Origin of the sequence: Streptomyces sp. CC228A (genome assembly GCF_021390935.1) — a bacterium.
In the GTDB taxonomy this organism is placed as follows: Bacteria; Actinomycetota; Actinomycetes; order Streptomycetales; family Streptomycetaceae; genus Streptomyces.
The window spans coordinates 45,392-61,509 of the sequence record NZ_JAJPUI010000011.1 but is presented as its reverse complement, the minus strand read 5'-3'; the positions used below and the strand labels follow the sequence as shown (position 1 = coordinate 61,509).

Annotated in this window: 8 protein-coding genes and 1 pseudogene; all 9 read right to left on the bottom strand. The window is 74.5% G+C overall.

Annotated elements, in window-relative coordinates; translation table 11 throughout:
- Positions 1 to 268: 268 nt before the first annotated feature.
- Entirely contained in the window at positions 269 to 1,480 is a 1,212-nt protein-coding gene (locus tag L6E17_RS26270) for a DNA polymerase III subunit delta' (RefSeq protein ID WP_236243179.1), read from the bottom strand.
- 83 nt (positions 1,481 to 1,563) lie between these two features.
- Positions 1,564 to 4,967 (bottom strand): annotated as a pseudogene (tmk, locus tag L6E17_RS26265) (dTMP kinase).
- A gap of 198 nt (positions 4,968 to 5,165) precedes the next feature.
- The gene (topA, locus tag L6E17_RS26260; RefSeq protein ID WP_236243178.1) at positions 5,166 to 8,039 is read right to left on the bottom strand and encodes a type I DNA topoisomerase; all 2,874 of its coding nucleotides are present in this window, start codon (positions 8,037 to 8,039) and stop codon (positions 5,166 to 5,168) included.
- Between the two features lie 346 nt (positions 8,040 to 8,385).
- Positions 8,386 to 8,583, bottom strand: coding sequence for a hypothetical protein (locus L6E17_RS26255; RefSeq protein ID WP_236243177.1), 198 nt, complete (start codon positions 8,581 to 8,583; stop codon positions 8,386 to 8,388).
- Between the two features lie 884 nt (positions 8,584 to 9,467).
- On the bottom strand, positions 9,468 to 11,015 hold the full coding sequence (locus L6E17_RS26250; RefSeq protein ID WP_236243176.1) for a class I SAM-dependent methyltransferase: 1,548 nt from the start codon (positions 11,013 to 11,015) through the stop codon (positions 9,468 to 9,470).
- A gap of 132 nt (positions 11,016 to 11,147) precedes the next feature.
- On the bottom strand, positions 11,148 to 11,804 hold the full coding sequence (locus L6E17_RS26245) for a small secreted protein (RefSeq protein WP_236243175.1): 657 nt from the start codon (positions 11,802 to 11,804) through the stop codon (positions 11,148 to 11,150).
- A gap of 250 nt (positions 11,805 to 12,054) precedes the next feature.
- Positions 12,055 to 14,439 (bottom strand): sodium-translocating pyrophosphatase, encoded by a 2,385-nt coding sequence (locus L6E17_RS26240; RefSeq protein ID WP_236243174.1) that lies wholly within the window; start codon positions 14,437 to 14,439, stop codon positions 12,055 to 12,057.
- Positions 14,440 to 14,677: 238 nt separating this feature from the next.
- Positions 14,678 to 15,136, bottom strand: a complete 459-nt coding sequence (locus tag L6E17_RS26235) for an ATP-binding protein (protein ID WP_236243173.1) — start codon at positions 15,134 to 15,136, stop codon at positions 14,678 to 14,680.
- Between the two features lie 557 nt (positions 15,137 to 15,693).
- Entirely contained in the window at positions 15,694 to 16,047 is a 354-nt protein-coding gene (bldG, locus tag L6E17_RS26230; protein ID WP_071274042.1) for an anti-sigma factor antagonist BldG, read from the bottom strand.
- Positions 16,048 to 16,118: the final 71 nt, after the last annotated feature.

The window sequence follows — 16,118 nt, the reverse complement described above, 5'->3', positions numbered from 1 at the left end:
GAGCACCCCGGTCCACCAGGCGTCCCGGCCGGCCCACCGGCCACCGGCCCCGCCCGCCACCGAGCACCCCGGCCCACCGGGCGTCCCAGTCCACCGAGCACCCCGGTCCACCAGGCGTCCCGGCCCACCAGGCGCCCGGGTCCACCGGCCCCCGCACGCCACCGTGCTACCCCGTCCACCGGCCCCGCACGCGACCGTGCGACCGTGCCCCCGCGGCATGCCGACGGGACCTCGCTCGCAGAGCCGTCGCAGAACGCGGCGCGCCGCTTCAGCCCGCGCGCAGGGCCATGGTCATCGCCTCCACCGCGAGCAGCGGGGCCACGTTCCGGTCGAGGGCCTCGCGGCAGGCGAGGACCGCGTCGATGCGGCGCAGCGTGCTCTCGGCCGTCGACTCGCGGGCGACCCGGTCGAGGGCGTCCCGCACGTCCTCGTTGGCCATCGCCGTGCCGGAGCCGAGCTGGAGGGCGAGGACGTCCCGGTAGAAGCCGGTCAGGTCGCGCAGGGCCAGGTCGAGGGTGTCGCGCTGGGTGCGGGTCCTGCGGCGCTTCTGGCGGTCCTCCAGCTCCTTCATCACCCCTGCCGTGCCGCGCGGCATCCGGCCGCCCTGCGCCGCGCCGAGCGCGGCCTTCAGCTCGTCGGTCTCCTTGGTGTCGACCTCCTCGGCGAGCTGCTTGGCGTCGTCGGCGGCGGTGTCGATGAGCTCCTGCGCCGCCTTGAGGCAGCCGCCGACGTCCTGGACGCGCAGCGGCACCTTCAGCACGGCGGCGCGGCGGGCGCGTGCGCCCTCGTCCGTGGCGAGTCGGCGCGCCCGCTCGATGTGGCCCTGGGTGGCGCGGGCGGCGGCCGCGGCGGCCTCCGGCTCGATGCCGTCGCGCCGTACCAGCAGCTCCGCTACCGCGGCCACCGGCGGGGTGCGCAGTGTGAGGTGGCGGCAACGGGAGCGGATCGTGGGCAGCACGTCCTCCAGGGAGGGCGCGCACAGCAGCCACACCGTGCGGGGCGCGGGCTCCTCCACCGCCTTGAGGAGCACGTTCGCCGCGCCTTCGGTGAGCCGGTCGGAGTCCTCCAGCACGATGACCTGCCAGCGCCGCCCGGCCGGGGAGAGCTGGGCCCGCCGGACCAGGTCCCGGGTGTCCTTCACACCGATGGAGAGGAGGTCGGTGCGGACGACCTCCACGTCGGCGTGGGTGCCGACGAGCGCGGTGTGGCAGCCCTCGCAGAACCCGCAGCCGGGCTCGCCGCCGAGGGCCCGGTCGGGGCTGACGCACTGCAGGGCGGCGGCGAAGGCCCGCGCGGCGGTGTCCCGGCCGGCGCCGGGCGGGCCCGTGAACAGCCAGGCGTGCGTCATGGTCGTCTTCGAGACGTCGAGCGGCGCCTCGCCCTTCGCCTCTGCGGTGACGAGGGCGTCCGCGTCCCGGGCGGCCGCGGCGAGCTGGGCCCGGATGCGGTCCTGGCCGACCAGGTCGTCCCATACGGACACGGGTCACCGCCTTCCTGGGCGTGTCTCGGCTGCGGGTCGTGCGTGGCTTCCCATTGTGGGGCAGGGGTCTGACAGTCCCGGCCTCAGCGGCGGCCACCGCCCCTGCGGGGGCTGCCCGGGTCGTCGTCCCCGTCGTGCGGTCCGAGCAGTTCGTCGGCGAGGGTCGGCAGGTCGTCCAGCGGCGTCTCCTCCGCCCAGTCGGGGCGGGGCCTCCCCGGGCGGCCCTCGTGGCCGACGCGGGGCAGTTCACGCGTCCGGTCGTCGCCGCCGGGCGCGCTGTCCCCGCTGCCCGCCGCCGGGTGCGCCTCGTCGCGGAAGAAGCCGCGCGGCACCCGGTCGGCCGGGGCCTCGCCCCGTACGGGCGGCAGGACGGCCGTCTCGGCGGGGTCGCCCGCCGGCCAGTCGTCCTTGCGCAGGTTGATGCGCTGGGTCTCGTCGTCGGGCCGCTGGGGCTCGTCGTCGGGCCGTGCGGTCGGTCCCGGGTCGCGGGCTTCCCCGACGGCGCCGGCAGGCCGCGCGTCGTCCTTGCGCATGTCGACGCGGCGGCCCCGTGCGCTGTCGGGCCCGGTGCCGGGTGCGGCGGCGCGGGCACCGCGCGGATCCTCCGCGGCCCGGGCGTCCGCCGAGCCGTCCCGGGCTTCTTCGGTGCCTGCGGGGCCTGCGGGGTCCTCGGGATCCTTGCGGAAGTCGAACCTGGGTGTCGGCACGGTCTGGGTGACGTCGTTCGGATCGACGACCGGCGTGGGCACCGTGAGCTCGTTCGGGTCGACGACCGGCGTCGGCACGGTCAGCTCGTTCGGGTCCACGACCGGCGTCGGCACCGTGACCTCGTGCGGGGACACGGGCGGCGCCGACGCCGCCGCCGCTGCGGCCGCCGCGGCTTCGGCCTCCGCCGCTGCCTGGCGACGTGCCTCCTCCGCGCGCAGCAGCGCCTCCTCGGCCTTGCGCTGCTTCTCCCGGCGGCGCTCCTCGGCCTCGGCCCGCAGCCGGGCCTCCTCCTCGGCCTCCTTGCGCAGCCGCTCCTGCTCCTCCTGGCGCGCCTTCTCCTCGGCTTCGCGCCGCCGCCGCTCCTCCTCGGCGAGGCGGCGGGCCTCGGCCGCGCGCCGACGGGCCTCCTCGGCCTGCCGTTCGGCCTCGCGGCGCCGGGCTTCCTCCTCCTCGCGCCGCTTGCGCTCCTCTTCCTCGGCGCGCAGCCGGGCGAGCTGCTCCTGCCGCTCGCGTTCGAGGCGCTCCTCCTCCGCCTTGCGGGCGGCCTCCTCCTCCGCCTTGCGGCGGGCCTCTTCCTCGGCGGCCTTGCGCGCCTCCTCCTGGGCCTTCACCTCGGCCTCGGACAGCGGCAGCATCTGATCGAGCCGGTGCCGTACGACGGTGGTGACCGCCTCGGGCTCCTGGCTGGCGTCGACGACGAGGTACCGGGCGGGGTCCGCGGCCGCCAGGGCCAGGAAGCCGGCCCGTACGCGCTGGTGGAAGTCGGCAGGCTCGGACTCCAGCCGGTCCGGCGCCTCGGTGAACCGCTCCCGCGCCGTCTCCGGCGACACGTCGAGCAGGACGGTGAGGTGCGGGACGAGTCCGCCGGTGGCCCACCGCGAGATGCGGGCGATCTCCGTCGGGGACAGGTCGCGGCCCGCACCCTGGTACGCGACGGACGAGTCGATGTACCGGTCGGAGATGACGACCGCGCCGCGTTCCAGGGCGGGGCGGACCAGGGAGTCGACGTGCTCGGCGCGGTCGGCGGCGTACAGCAGGGCCTCGGCGCGGTGGGACAGTCCGGCGGACGACACGTCGAGCAGGATCGAGCGCAGGCGCTTGCCGACGGGAGTGGCGCCCGGCTCCCTGGTGACGACGACCTCGTGGCCCTTGGCCCTGATCCAGTCGGCGAGGGCGGCGGCCTGCGTGGACTTCCCGGCGCCGTCACCGCCCTCCAGTGCGATGAAGAAGCCGGTCGGGGCCGGGGCCTGCACCGGGTCGGAGCCGCGTAGCGCGTCGCGCAGGTCCCGGCGGAGCGGCACTCCGGACCGGTCGTCGGTCCTGGCCAGCACCAGTGCGGCGACGGGCAGCAGCAGCGCACCGACCAGCATGAGGGTGAAGGCCGCCCCGCCGTGCGCGAAGACCAGGCTTCCCACCGCCAGGCGGTGGGCGCCGATGGCGGCGGCGAGCAGCGGCGCGGTCAGCGCGCCGAGCCCGATGGCCAGCCTGACGACCGCCTGGAGGTGCTCGGTCACGCGGGGCCTGCGGAACTCCTCCGTCTCCTGGTCGATCAGGGTGTGGCCGGTGTGCGCGGCGACACCGGCGGCGACACCGGCCGTGAGCGCCAGCAGGACCACCGTCGTGGTGTCCGGGACCAGGCCCATGGCGAGCAGCGCCACCCCCGTCGCCGTGAGGGCGAGGGCCAGCAGCCGGCGGCGGGAGAGGGCGGGCAGGACGGAGCGTGCACCGCGGATGCCGAGCCCCGTACCGCCGACGAGCGCGAGCACGAGCAGGGCGTACGCGGCGGGGCCGCCGTCCAGCTCACCGGCGTGCAGCACGGCGATCGACGCGGCGGAAGCGATCGCTCCGGCGACTGCGGCGCAGGCGGCACGAGCAGCGGTACGGCCCCCGTGCGGCCCCGCTCGGCGCCCGCCCCGGTGGTCGGGCGGCGCAGCCCTCCAGCGGGGAGCGGGGCCGGGGGTCGGCGTGCCGGGCAGCCGCAGGGCGGACACCAGGGACGCGGACGCGGCGAAGAGGCCGGCCGCGACGTACGAGGGCAGGGCGGCCTGGTGGACCTGGAACCAGTCCACGGCGAGCCCGAGGAGCCTGCCGGCGACGGACGCGGCGAGCAGGACGGCCGCGGCGGCCGGGATGCACGCGAAGGCGGTGCGCAGTGACAGCCCGCGCAGCGCGCCCAGGTGGTCGGGGAGCGGCCGCACGGCGGCGCCCTCGGGGGGCGGCGCGGGCAGCAGCGCGGGAGCGGCACTCTCCCTGGCGATGGTCCAGAACCGCTCGGCGGCGCCGTTCAGGAAGACGGTGAGGAGGACGAAGGGAAGCGCCAGACCGGGAGTCCAGACGATCCACAGGGGCGCGACGACCAGCAGGGCGACCCGCAGCCCGTCAGCGGTGATCATGGTCCAGCGCCGGTCGAGCGGCCCGCCGGGTGCGATGAACGAGGTCATCGGGCCGAGAAGCACGGCGCCGAAGAGCAGAGTGGACAGGGCGCGGGCGCCGAAGGCGGCGGCCACCGCGAAGGCGGCGCCCCGCAGACCGGGGCCGAAGGCTTCCTGGGTGACGGCGGCCCGCACGGCGAGCATCACCAGGACGAGCAGGGCGAGGGCGTCGGCGGTGCCGCTGACGGCCTGGGCGCTCCACAGTCTCCGCAACGGCTGGTCGCGCAGAAGCGCCCGTACCGCGCGCTCGCGGGAGTCCGCGGTCAGCGCGGCGTCGGCGCCGGTGTCGGCGCCCGAGGGGCGCCGGGGCCCGTCTGCTGCTCGGCTGGCTGCTCGGCTCGCGTCATCCCCTCAGCCTATCCGGCCCCGCTGACAGCCCGGCGCCGTCCGCCGCCTCGGGCAGGTACGGCGGCGGGGCCCCGGCGTGCACCGGCGGCGGGCTCCGCCGCCCCTCGGGCGGGTACGGCGGCGGGCTCAGGCGCGGGGGCTCCGTGGCGGGCGCCCCGTGGCGGGCGCCCCGGCGTGCACCGGGGCGCCGTACCGCGTCAGTCCTCGGAGCCCGCGGACCTGGCCGCGGCCGTCTTCTTGGCGGCGGTCTTCGTCGCGGTCTTCTTCGCCGCAGTGGCCGTCTTGGCGGTGGCCGTCTTCTTGGCGGTGGTCTTCTTGGCCGCCGTCTTGCTCGCGGTGGCCTTCTTCGCCGCGGTCTTCTTGGCCGGCGTCTTCTTGGCGGTGGTCTTCTTCGCCGCCGTCTTCTTCGCCGGTCCCTTGGCCCGCTTCTCCGCCAGCAGCTCGAAGCCCCGCTCCGGGGTGATCGTCTCCACGCTGTCCCCGGACCGCAGCGTCGCGTTGGTCTCGCCGTCCGTGACGTACGGGCCGAAGCGGCCGTCCTTGACCACCACGGGGCGCTCGCTGACGGGGTCGTTGCCGAGCTCCTTCAGCGGCGGCTTGGCGGCGGCCCGTCCGCGCGCCTTCGGCTGGGCGTAGATCGCGAGGGCCTCGTCCAGCGTGATCGTGAAGAGCTGCTCCTCGCTCTCCAGGGAGCGCGAGTCGGTGCCCTTCTTCAGGTACGGCCCGTAGCGGCCGTTCTGCGCGGTGATCTCCACGCCCTCGGCGTCGGTGCCGACGACGCGCGGCAGCGACATCAGCTTGAGCGCGTCCTCCAGGGTCACCGTGTCGAGCGACATGGACTTGAAGAGCGACGCGGTGCGCGGTTTCACGGCGTTCTTGCCGGTCTTCGGCGTGCCTTCCGGCAGGATCTCCGTCACGTACGGGCCGTAGCGGCCGTCCTTGGCGACGATCATGTGCCCGGTCTGCGGGTCGTGGCCGAGCTCGAACTCGCCGCTCGGCCTGGCCAGCAGCTCCTCCGCGTACTCGACGGACAGCTCGTCCGGTGCGAGGTCGGCCGGGACGTCGGCGCGCTGGTGGTTCTCGGTGTCCTTCTCCCCGCGCTCGATGTACGGGCCGTAGCGGCCGACGCGGAGCACGATGCCGTTGCCGACGGGGAAGGAGGAGATCTCGCGGGCGTCGATCGCGCCGAGGTCGGTGACGAGCTCCTTCAGGCCGCCCAGGTGGTCGCCGTCGCCGTTGCCGGCGTCGGCGGCGCCGCCCGGGCTCGCGCCTTCGCCCTCGCCGAAGTAGAAGCGCCGCAGCCACGGCACGGCCTGGGCCTCGCCGCGGGCGATCCGGTCGAGGTCGTCCTCCATCTTCGCGGTGAAGTCGTAGTCGACGAGCCGGCCGAAGTGCTTCTCCAGCAGGTTGACCACGGCGAAGGAGAGGAACGACGGGACGAGCGCCGTGCCCTTCTTGAAGACGTAGCCGCGCTCCAGGATCGTGCCGATGATCGACGCGTACGTCGACGGGCGGCCGATCTCGCGCTCTTCCAGCTCCTTGACCAGCGTGGCCTCGGTGTAGCGGGCCGGGGCCTTGGTGGCGTGGCCGTCCGCCGTGATCTCCTGGGCGGCCAGCGCGTCGCCCTCGGCGACCTGCGGGAGGCGGCGCTCGCGGTCGTCGAGCTCGGCGTTCGGGTCGTCGGCCCCCTCGACGTACGCCTTCATGAAGCCGTGGAAGGTGATCGTCTTGCCGGAGGCGCTGAACTCGGCGTCGCGGCCGTCCGCGGCCCGGCCGCCGATCTTGACCGTGACCGAGTTGCCGACGGCGTCCTTCATCTGGGAGGCGACGGTCCGCTTCCAGATCAGCTCGTACAGCCGGAACTGGTCGCCGGTCAGACCCGTCTCGGCGGGCGTGCGGAAACGATCACCCGAGGGGCGGATCGCCTCGTGCGCCTCCTGCGCGTTCTTGACCTTGCCCGCGTACGTGCGGGGCGCGTCGGGCAGGTAGTCGGCGCCGTACAGCTGCGTGACCTGCGCACGGGCCGCGGCGACGGCCGTGTCGGACAGCGTCGTGGAGTCCGTACGCATGTAGGTGATGAAGCCGTTCTCGTACAGCTTCTGCGCGACCTGCATCGTCGCCTTGGCGCCGAAGCCGAGCTTCCGGCTGGCCTCCTGCTGGAGGGTCGTGGTCCGGAACGGCGCGTACGGCGAGCGGCGGTACGGCTTGGACTCGACGGAGCGGACGCTGAACGCCGTGTCGGCGAGGGCCGCCGCCAGGGCGCGGGCGTTCGCCTCGTCGAGGTGCAGCACCTGCGCGCCCTTCAGGCGCCCGTCGGGGCCGAAGTCGCGGCCCTGGGCGATGCGGCGGCCGTCGACGGCGGTGAGCCGGGCCGCGAACGCCGCCGGGTCGGACGTGTCCCCGGTACGGCCGGTGCCGAAGGTGCCGGTCAGGTCCCAGTACTCGGCGGAGCGGAACGCGATGCGCTCGCGCTCCCGCTCGACGACGAGCCGGGTGGCCACGGACTGGACGCGGCCGGCCGACAGCCGGGGCATGACCTTCTTCCACAGGACCGGCGACACCTCGTAGCCGTAGAGGCGGTCGAGGATGCGGCGGGTCTCCTGGGCGTCGACCATGCGCTTGTTCAGCTCGCGCGGGTTGGCCACGGCCTCGCGGATGGCGTCCTTGGTGATCTCGTGGAAGACCATCCGGTGGACCGGGACCTTGGGCTTGAGGACCTCCATGAGGTGCCAGGCGATGGCCTCGCCCTCGCGGTCCTCATCGGTGGCGAGGTAAAGCTCGTCGGAGGCGGCCAGCTGCTCCTTGAGCTTGCGGACCTGGGCCTTCTTGTCGGCGTTGATGACGTAGATCGGCTGGAAGTCGTGCTCGACGTCCACGCCGAGGCGGCGCACCTCGCCGGTGTACTTCTCGGGGACCTCCGCGGCCCCGTTCGGAAGGTCGCGGATGTGCCCGACGCTCGCCTCGACGACGTAGCCGGGGCCGAGGTAGCCCTTGATCGTCTTCGCCTTGGCAGGCGACTCGACGATGACGAGTCGGCGGCCGCCCTGCGCGGTCTCGCTGGTCGGGGACAACGTTCGCTCTTCTCTCCGGTCGACGCTCGGTGGCACGTGCGACGTGGTGCGTGCCCCGTGACGTGGGCTTCCGCGCGCACCGCGGGCACTGCGCCACGGCTGTGGCGCTGCTGTCGCTGCGGAGTGTGACGGTACAACCCGCCCCCGTGTCAAACGGCAAAAGCCCGCAACGGCCACTCGAACGGTAACCCGACTTCTGGCATTCCTGCCGCCCGGAGTCTCCCCGTGGTGCGGAGGGCCACGTTCCGGCGAGCCGCCCCGGACGGTTCCCCGCCCGGTCCCCGACCGGCTGCCGCACCGCCTCAGCGGCGGCCGCCGGGAGGGCGCCGCGCCGAGGACGGGCTGCTCAGACGCGGCCGAAGCACCACACGCCGAGGGCGAGCAGCACGGCGCCGAACGCCGTCGCGAACACGACCGCGGCCGCCGGGTCCGCCCCGTGCGCGACCGGGGCGCGGTGCCGCACCCGGGCGGCGGTCCACACCAGCAGGCCGGCCCCGAACAGCGTGAACGCCGTGCCGGCGAAAATGGCCGGTCCGCTCTCCATGCCCGTACCCCGTTCCGTCTGTGATCCGCGTCATGGGTACCCCGCGCGCCGCCGCCGGGCGGCGGCCGCGGGTCCCCCCGAGGCCGAGGCTGGCACTTCCGGACGTCGGGAGCACGAATTGCGGGTGAACGGCGCGGTACCCGCCGCCGCCCTTCACCCGACCGGCCCGCCACCTGCGGGCGCGTGGCCCGCTCCGGGCCTCTGCCGCCTCCACGGGCGCACATCCTCCTGACGGCGCACCGGCACCTCGGCCGGGACGCCTCGGAGGCGGCACATCGGGCGAGACGCGTCGGACGCGGCAGCTCGGACTCGGCACCCCGGACCCGGGGTCTCCGGTGCGGCACCCCGGACGCGGGGCCTCCGGGGCGGCACCACGGACGCGGGGCCTCCAGTGCGGCACCACGGACCCGGGGCCTCCGGTGCGGCACCCCGGACGCGGACCGCAGCGATCCTGCGCTGTTCACGCCCGGCGGGGCGGAGGCGGCCGGCGGGGCGGAGGCGGCCCCGCCGGGCACGATGTGGGCCGGCACGACGTCGGTCGGCACCGCGCCGGCTGGCACCGCACCGCACCGCACCGGCACGATGTCGGCCGGCGCGCCTGCGGACGCGGCGAACACGCCGGTGGCCAGGACGCCCGGCCGGTACACGGCCGCCCACGACGGGCCTCCCGCGGACGCCGCACCGGCGACCGGCACTGGTCACGCCGAGGCGTTCGAGCCGACGCCCAGCAGCCGCACCGGCGGCCCCAGCCACCACCCGGCGTGGACCGTCGGCGCTCCCCCTGGGCGGGAGCCGCCGCACCACCGTGGGCGGCCGGCGCTCGCCGGGTGCGGGTCCGCCGCACCGGCGGGGCCCCCGGCCGGCACACCCGCGGGGGCCCGCCCTCAGACGGTCGCGGTCGGGTCCGCGGTTTCCTCGATCGGCGTCAGGAAGCCCTCCTCCACGAGGAGGCGGATCGCCTGGGGCGTACGGTCCCGTAGGACGACCGGATCCTCCCCCATGAGCTGGGCGATCGCGTCGAGGATCCGCCCCGCCGACAGGGTGCCGTCGCACACTCCCGCGAAGCCCGCCCCCACGGTGTCGACCTTGGTGGCGCGCCGCATGCCGCGGTTCTGCCGCAGGATCACGTGTTCCGGGTCCTCGGCGCCCGGCAGGCCCACCTGCTCCTGGACCACTTCCGGGGCCAGGACGAACCGGTCGGCGAGCAGCCCCGCGTCGTCCCGCCTCCGCAGGTAGTCCTGCCGCGAGAAATGCGCCACCACGGTCTCGCCCAAGGGCTGTTCGACCGGATGGGGCCACTCCTCCACGACGACCGACGGCTGCTCCCCGGCGGCCTTGCGCAGGGTGATCCAGCCGAAGCCGATCGCCTTGGTACGGCGGGCCTCGAACTCGTCGAGCCACTCCTCGTACCGCGCCGTGTACTCCTCAGGAGCAGAGCGGTGGTCCCCCGCGTCCCTGAGCCACAGCTCGGCGTACTGCGTCACGTCCTGGACCTCCCGCTGGATGATCCAGGCATCGCATCCGCGCGGCACCCACGAGCGGACCCGCTCCTTCCAGTCCTCCCCGTCGACGTGCTCCCAGTTGGCGAGGAACTGCGCGTACCCCCCTTCGTTGAGCCGCTCCCCCGCCTGCTGGACGAGGGTGCGGCACAAGTCGTCGCCGCTCATGCCGCCGTCCCGGTAGGTCAGCCGGGCTCCAGGCGAGATCACGAACGGCGGGTTGGAGACGATCAGGTCGTACGTCTGCGCACCCACCGGCTCGAAAAGCGAACCGGTGTGCAGTTCGGCCTCCGGAGCGCCTGACAGGGCAAGGGTGAGCCGGGTGAAGTCCAGGGCCCGAGGGTTCAGGTCCGTGGCCGTCACCCGGGTGGCGTGCTGGGTGGCGTGCAGCGCCTGGATGCCGCTGCCGGTGCCCACGTCGAGCGCGGATGCCACGGGCGCCCGCACGGTGAGGCCCGCGAGCGTGGTGGAGGCGCCGCCGACACCGAGGACCACGCCCTCGCCCCGGCCGCCCGCACCGCCTGCGCCTCCCACGGCGCAGCCCAGGTCGGAGACGATGTACCAGTCCTGGCCCTGCGGGCCGCCGTACGGCCGTACGTCGACGGTGGCGCGCACGGTCTCCGCCGCGTCGCCGCCGTCCCGTACCACCCACCCGCCGGCAAGGGCCTCGTCCAGCGGGAGAGCGGCCTTCGCCCGCTCCAGTGGGACGGGCCGCTGCAGCAGGAACAGCCGTACGAGGGTGTCCAGCGCCCCCGGCCCGCGGGTGGCGCGCAGGGCGGGGACCGTCTCGCTGCGGGCGAGGGCGGCGTAGGCGGGGGCGCCGAGCCGGTCGAGCAGCCCGTCGGCGGTGAAGCCGGCGGCGAGGAAGGCCGCTCGGAGGCGGTCGGCGTGGTCGGGCGCCGGGAGGCTGGTGGTCTGGCTGGTCGTACTCACCTGCTCATTGTGACCGCCACCACGGACAGACGGCGAAACCGCCCGGCCGCCTGTGGACAACCGGGCCGCCGCGCAGGTGCTCGGCGGCCCGTACCGGTCGGCAGCGGACGGCTCCTCGGGCTTCCCGGCCGCCTACTCCGAGGCCTTGGCGGACGGGGAGGCGGAGGCGGGGGCCTCGGCGGCGGGCGACGAGGCGCCAGCTCCGGGCTTGGCCGCGTCGGCGGACGCGGACGGCACCGCGGACGGGGTGGCCTTCTGGCAGCCGGGCTGGCGGGCCATCGCGTCGCGCAGTTCGCCGGACTGCAGCTTGGCCAGCGCGTCCTGATCCATCTTCTCGATCTTCTTCAGCCCGGCCGCGACGTCCTGGAGGCCGTCGGCGAACGCCTGCTGGTTCTTGGGGTCGAGGGCGTCGACCTGCTTGCGCAGCCCCTCGTACGCCGCCGCCGTGGCGTTGAGCTCCTTGACCGCGTCCTTCTGGAGCTGCTCGCCGTTCTCGATCGGCGGGACGCCGGCGCTCTGCACGGCCTTGGCGAGTGCCTTCTCCGTGTCCGCGATGGCCTGGAACGCCTTCGAGTCGGCCGCCTGGACCTCGGCGGGCTTGCTGTCCGCATGGGTCGAGATGATGGCCTGCTGGGCGTCGGCCCGCTTCTGGAACTGCGGTTTCGCCTGGTCGCAGAACGTCTTCGCCCAGGCGTCCGCCTTGCCGTCGTCACCGTCGTCGCCGCAGCCCGACAGCACGAGTACCAGCACCGCGCCGCCGGACAGTGCGGCTGCAAGCTTCTTGTTCACCGGATCGGTCCCTTCCAAGGCTCTCGGCCCCGGAACATACACGCCCGGTAGGTGAAGCCCGCAGGCCGTACGCCCGGTTCGTACCCCATTGAAGCCATTTGCACCAAGAGAGACAAGGCTCACGACGCGCAGCACCACCGGCGCCGCCCCGTGACGCGCTTCCTCGCGCCGCCGCGCGGCGAACCCCGCAGCCCCCGTGGCGCGCGCGGCGGGTCCGCAGGACCGCACCGGGACGCGTCACCAGCGGGTGCTACTGCACCGGTGCCTCGTCCGGAGACCCGGCGACCCGCCGTGGCCCGTCGGGCGGGCCGCCGCCGTCCCCCGCGACCGGCCGCCGCTTGGAGGCGTACACCGCCGCCACGATGACGATGATCGCGACGCCTGCCACCACCGCCCGTACGCCGGGGCTGGCGTCGTCGCCGTACCCGAAGCGGACGACGGCCGGGGCGATGAGCAGCGCCACCAGGTTCATGACCTTGAGCAGCGGGTTGATCGCCGGCCCGGCGGTGTCCTTGAACGGGTCGCCCACGGTGTCCCCGATGACGGTGGCCGCATGCGCCTCGCTTCCCTTGCCGCCGTGGTGGCCGTCCTCCACGCGCTTCTTCGCGTTGTCCCAGGCACCGCCGGAGTTCGCCAGGAAGACGGCCATGAGGAGGCCGGTGCCGATGGCTCCCGCGAGGTACGCGCCGAGCGCGCCCACCCCGAGGGTGAAGCCGACCGCGATCGGCGCCAGCACGGCGAGCAGACCGGGCGTGGCGAGCTCGCGCAGGGCGTCCTTGGTGCAGATGTCGACGACGCGCCCGTACTGGGGCTTCTCGCTGTAGTCCATGATCCCCGGGTGCTCCCGGAACTGGCGGCGCACCTCGTACACCACGGATCCCGCGGACCGGGACACGGCGTTGATGGCCAGGCCGGAGAAGAGGAAGACGACGGCGGCGCCGAGGACGAGACCCACGAGGTTGTTGGGCTGCGAGATGTCCATGCTGAGGGTCAGCTCGTCCGCCCTGGCGCCGACGTCCGCGACCGCGGTGGCGATCGCGTCCCGGTACGAGCCGAAGAGCGCGGACGCCGCGAGGACCGCGGTGGCGATGGCGATGCCCTTGGTGATCGCCTTGGTGGTGTTGCCGACGGCGTCGAGGTCGGTGAGGACCTGCGCGCCGGCGCCCCGCACGTCGCCGGACATCTCGGCGATGCCCTGGGCGTTGTCGGAGACGGGGCCGAAGGTGTCCATGGCGACGATGACGCCGACGGTGGTGAGGAGTCCGGTTCCGGCGAGCGCGACGGCGAACAGCGCCAGCGTGATCGACGCGCCGCCCAGGAGGAAGGCCCCGTACACGGCGAGGCCGATGAGGAGGGCGGTGTAGACGGCGGACTCCAGGCCGAGGGACACGCCCGCGAGGATGACGGTGGCGGGGCCGGTCAAGGAGGACTTGCCCACGTCCTTGACGGGGCGCCGGCCGGGCTCCGTGAAGTAGCCGGTGAGCTGCTGGATGAGCGCGGCCAGGACGATGCCGACGGCGACGGCCACCACGGCCAGGACGCGCGGGTCGCCCGCGTGGCCGCGGACGGCGGCGTCGGTGACGCCGTCGAGCTCCGCGTACGTGGACGGCAGGAAGGCGAAGGCGGCGACGGCCACGAGCGCGAGGGAGATCACCGCGGAGAGGAAGAAGCCGCGGTTGATGGCGGTCATCCCGCTGCGGTCGGCCCGGCGCGGAGCGACAGCGAAGACGCCGATCATCGCGGTGACGACACCGATCGCCGGCACCATCAGCGGGAACGTCAGGCCGAGGTCGCCGAAGGCCGCCGTGCCGAGAATCAGGGCGGCGACCAGCGTCACCGCGTACGACTCGAAGAGGTCGGCGGCCATGCCCGCGCAGTCGCCCACGTTGTCGCCGACGTTGTCGGCGATGGTGGCGGCGTTGCGCGGGTCGTCCTCGGGGATGCCCTTCTCCACCTTGCCCACGAGGTCGGCCCCGACGTCGGCCGCCTTGGTGAAGATGCCGCCGCCCACCCGCATGAACATGGCGATGAGGGCGGCGCCGAGTCCGAAGCCCTCCAGGACCTTCGGCGCGTCCGCGGCGTAGACGAGCACGACGCAGGCGGCGCCGAGCAGGCCGAGCCCGACGGTGCACATGCCGACGACGCCGCCGGTCCGGAAGGCGATCTTCATCGCCTTGTGCGAGACGGCCGTCAGGTCCTTCTCGGGTTCGCCCGGCCCTGGTGTGGCCTCGCGCGCGGCGGCCGCGACCCGTACGTTGCTGCGCACGGCGAGCCGCATGCCGATGTACCCGGTGGCGGCGGAGAACAGCGCGCCCACCAGGAAGAAGAGCGAGCGCCCGGCTCTCTGCGGCCAGTCGTCGGCGGGGAGCAGCATCAGGAGGAAGAACACCGCGACGGCGAAGACGGCGATGGTGCGCAGCTGCCGCCCCAGGTAGGCGTTGGCTCCTTCCTGGACGGCGGCGGCGATCCTCTTCATCGCCTCGGTGCCCTCGCCGGCGGCGAGCACCTGGCGGACCAGCAGCCGGGCGACGATCAGGGCCAGCAGGGCGACACCCGCGATGACGACCACGATGACCCGGTTCTCCGAGGTGAGCTCCGCGGCCACGGGAGGCGGTGGGTCGAGGAGTCCCGCCATGCGTCCTCCTTGGCGTCTCGCGGTGTTTCCCTCCGGCGGCATCCGGAGGAAACGGGCGCTGAGGAACAGAATCGGCTGCACAGCGTCGCTCGGCAAACGCTCAGCGCGACCGGTCCAGGGCGTGCGGCCGTGCAGGCGGAACGCGCGGCTCCGGTGCGCTGCGCGGGAAAAGGAAGAAGGCCCTGCTCAGCAGGGCCTCATCGGACTTCTCCCCCTGGTCGGCGTGGCGCGGACCGCGTCAGCCGCGGGCGGCGGAACCGGCCCGGGGCCAGCTCATCCGGATGACGCCACCGCGCTCGCCCGCGGAGACCTCCACGTCGTCGACGAGACCGCTGATGACGGCGAGGCCCATCTCGTCCTCGCCTTCCGCGTCGTCGAAGTCGGGCTGCGAGGCGCGGCCGCGCTCCCCCGGCACCCCCGCGGCGTCGGCCGCGGCGACTCCCGCGCCGGGCACCTCGTCGCCGACCTCGATGGAGAACGCCTTCTCCTCCTCCGTCAGCAGCACGCGTACGGGGGCGAGGACGTTGTTGCTGCGGTGCAGCCCGACGGCCCTGGAGCAGGCCTCGCCCACGGCGAGCCTGACCTCGTCCAGGACGGCCTCGTCCACCCCGGCCATGCGCGCCACGGCGGCCGCCACGAGCCGCGCTGTCCTGACGTGCTCGGGCTGGGCGCTGATGCGGAGTTCCACGGTGGCCATGCTGTCCCCCTCGGGCTTACGAGCGTGGTTCTCGGAGGACCGGGTGCGCTTCCGGCTCCCTCCGCCGTTCCTCACGGACCGCCGGGGCGTGCCCGGAGCGTCCGGTGCGACGGGCCGCCCGCGGGCAGCCCGCACCTGGGCCTCGGGCCCCTCCCGGGCCCCGCGAACCCGGTACCGACGCGGCTGCCGCCCGTGAGTCGGCCCCGACCGTCCCACCGGACGCCTTCCCGAGGGCCCGCTGCGAGAAGACCCGACAGGCCCGTTCGGCCGATTCGCCGGATCAGCCGGTCGGTCTGCGGGAGAGCCGCTCGGTCCACGGGAGATCGGTCCGCGGGAGACACGGGTGGCACACGGGTGGCCGCTGCGGGACAGGACGGTGGCCGGTGCGGCACGCGCGGGGCGGAAGCCGGTGCGGCACGGGACCGAGCCGGTCCCTGGCCGGCACACGGCGTGCGGGCCCCGCGACCGGGCCCCGAGCTGGGCTCTCCACCCGGCTCGGGACGCCGTCCGGAAGGCCGTTCGGCGACGCGCACTGCGGGCCGCGTCGGCCGACCGCCTCAGTCGGTGGCCGCGACCGCCTCGTCGACGGTCGTGTGGATCGGGAACACCTTGGTCAGGCCCGTGATCCGGAAGATCTTGAGGATGCGCTCCTGGTTGCAGACCAGTCGGAGCGAACCCTCATGGGCACGTACGCGCTTCAGACCGCCCACGAGCACGCCGAGGCCGGTCGAGTCCAGGAAATCCACACCCTCCATGTCGACGACCAGGTGGTAGCTGCCGTCATTCACCAGCTCGACCAACTGCTCGCGCAGCTTGGGCGCGGTATACACATCAATCTCGCCACCGACCTCGACGACCGTGCGGTCGCCACCCGGGCCGGACACAGTGCGAGTCGACAGGGACAGGTCCACGGATCCTCCAGCACCTTGCTATCGAGCGGCCGCCCCCCGGGTCTCCCCGACGGAGCCTGGGGACGGATCGC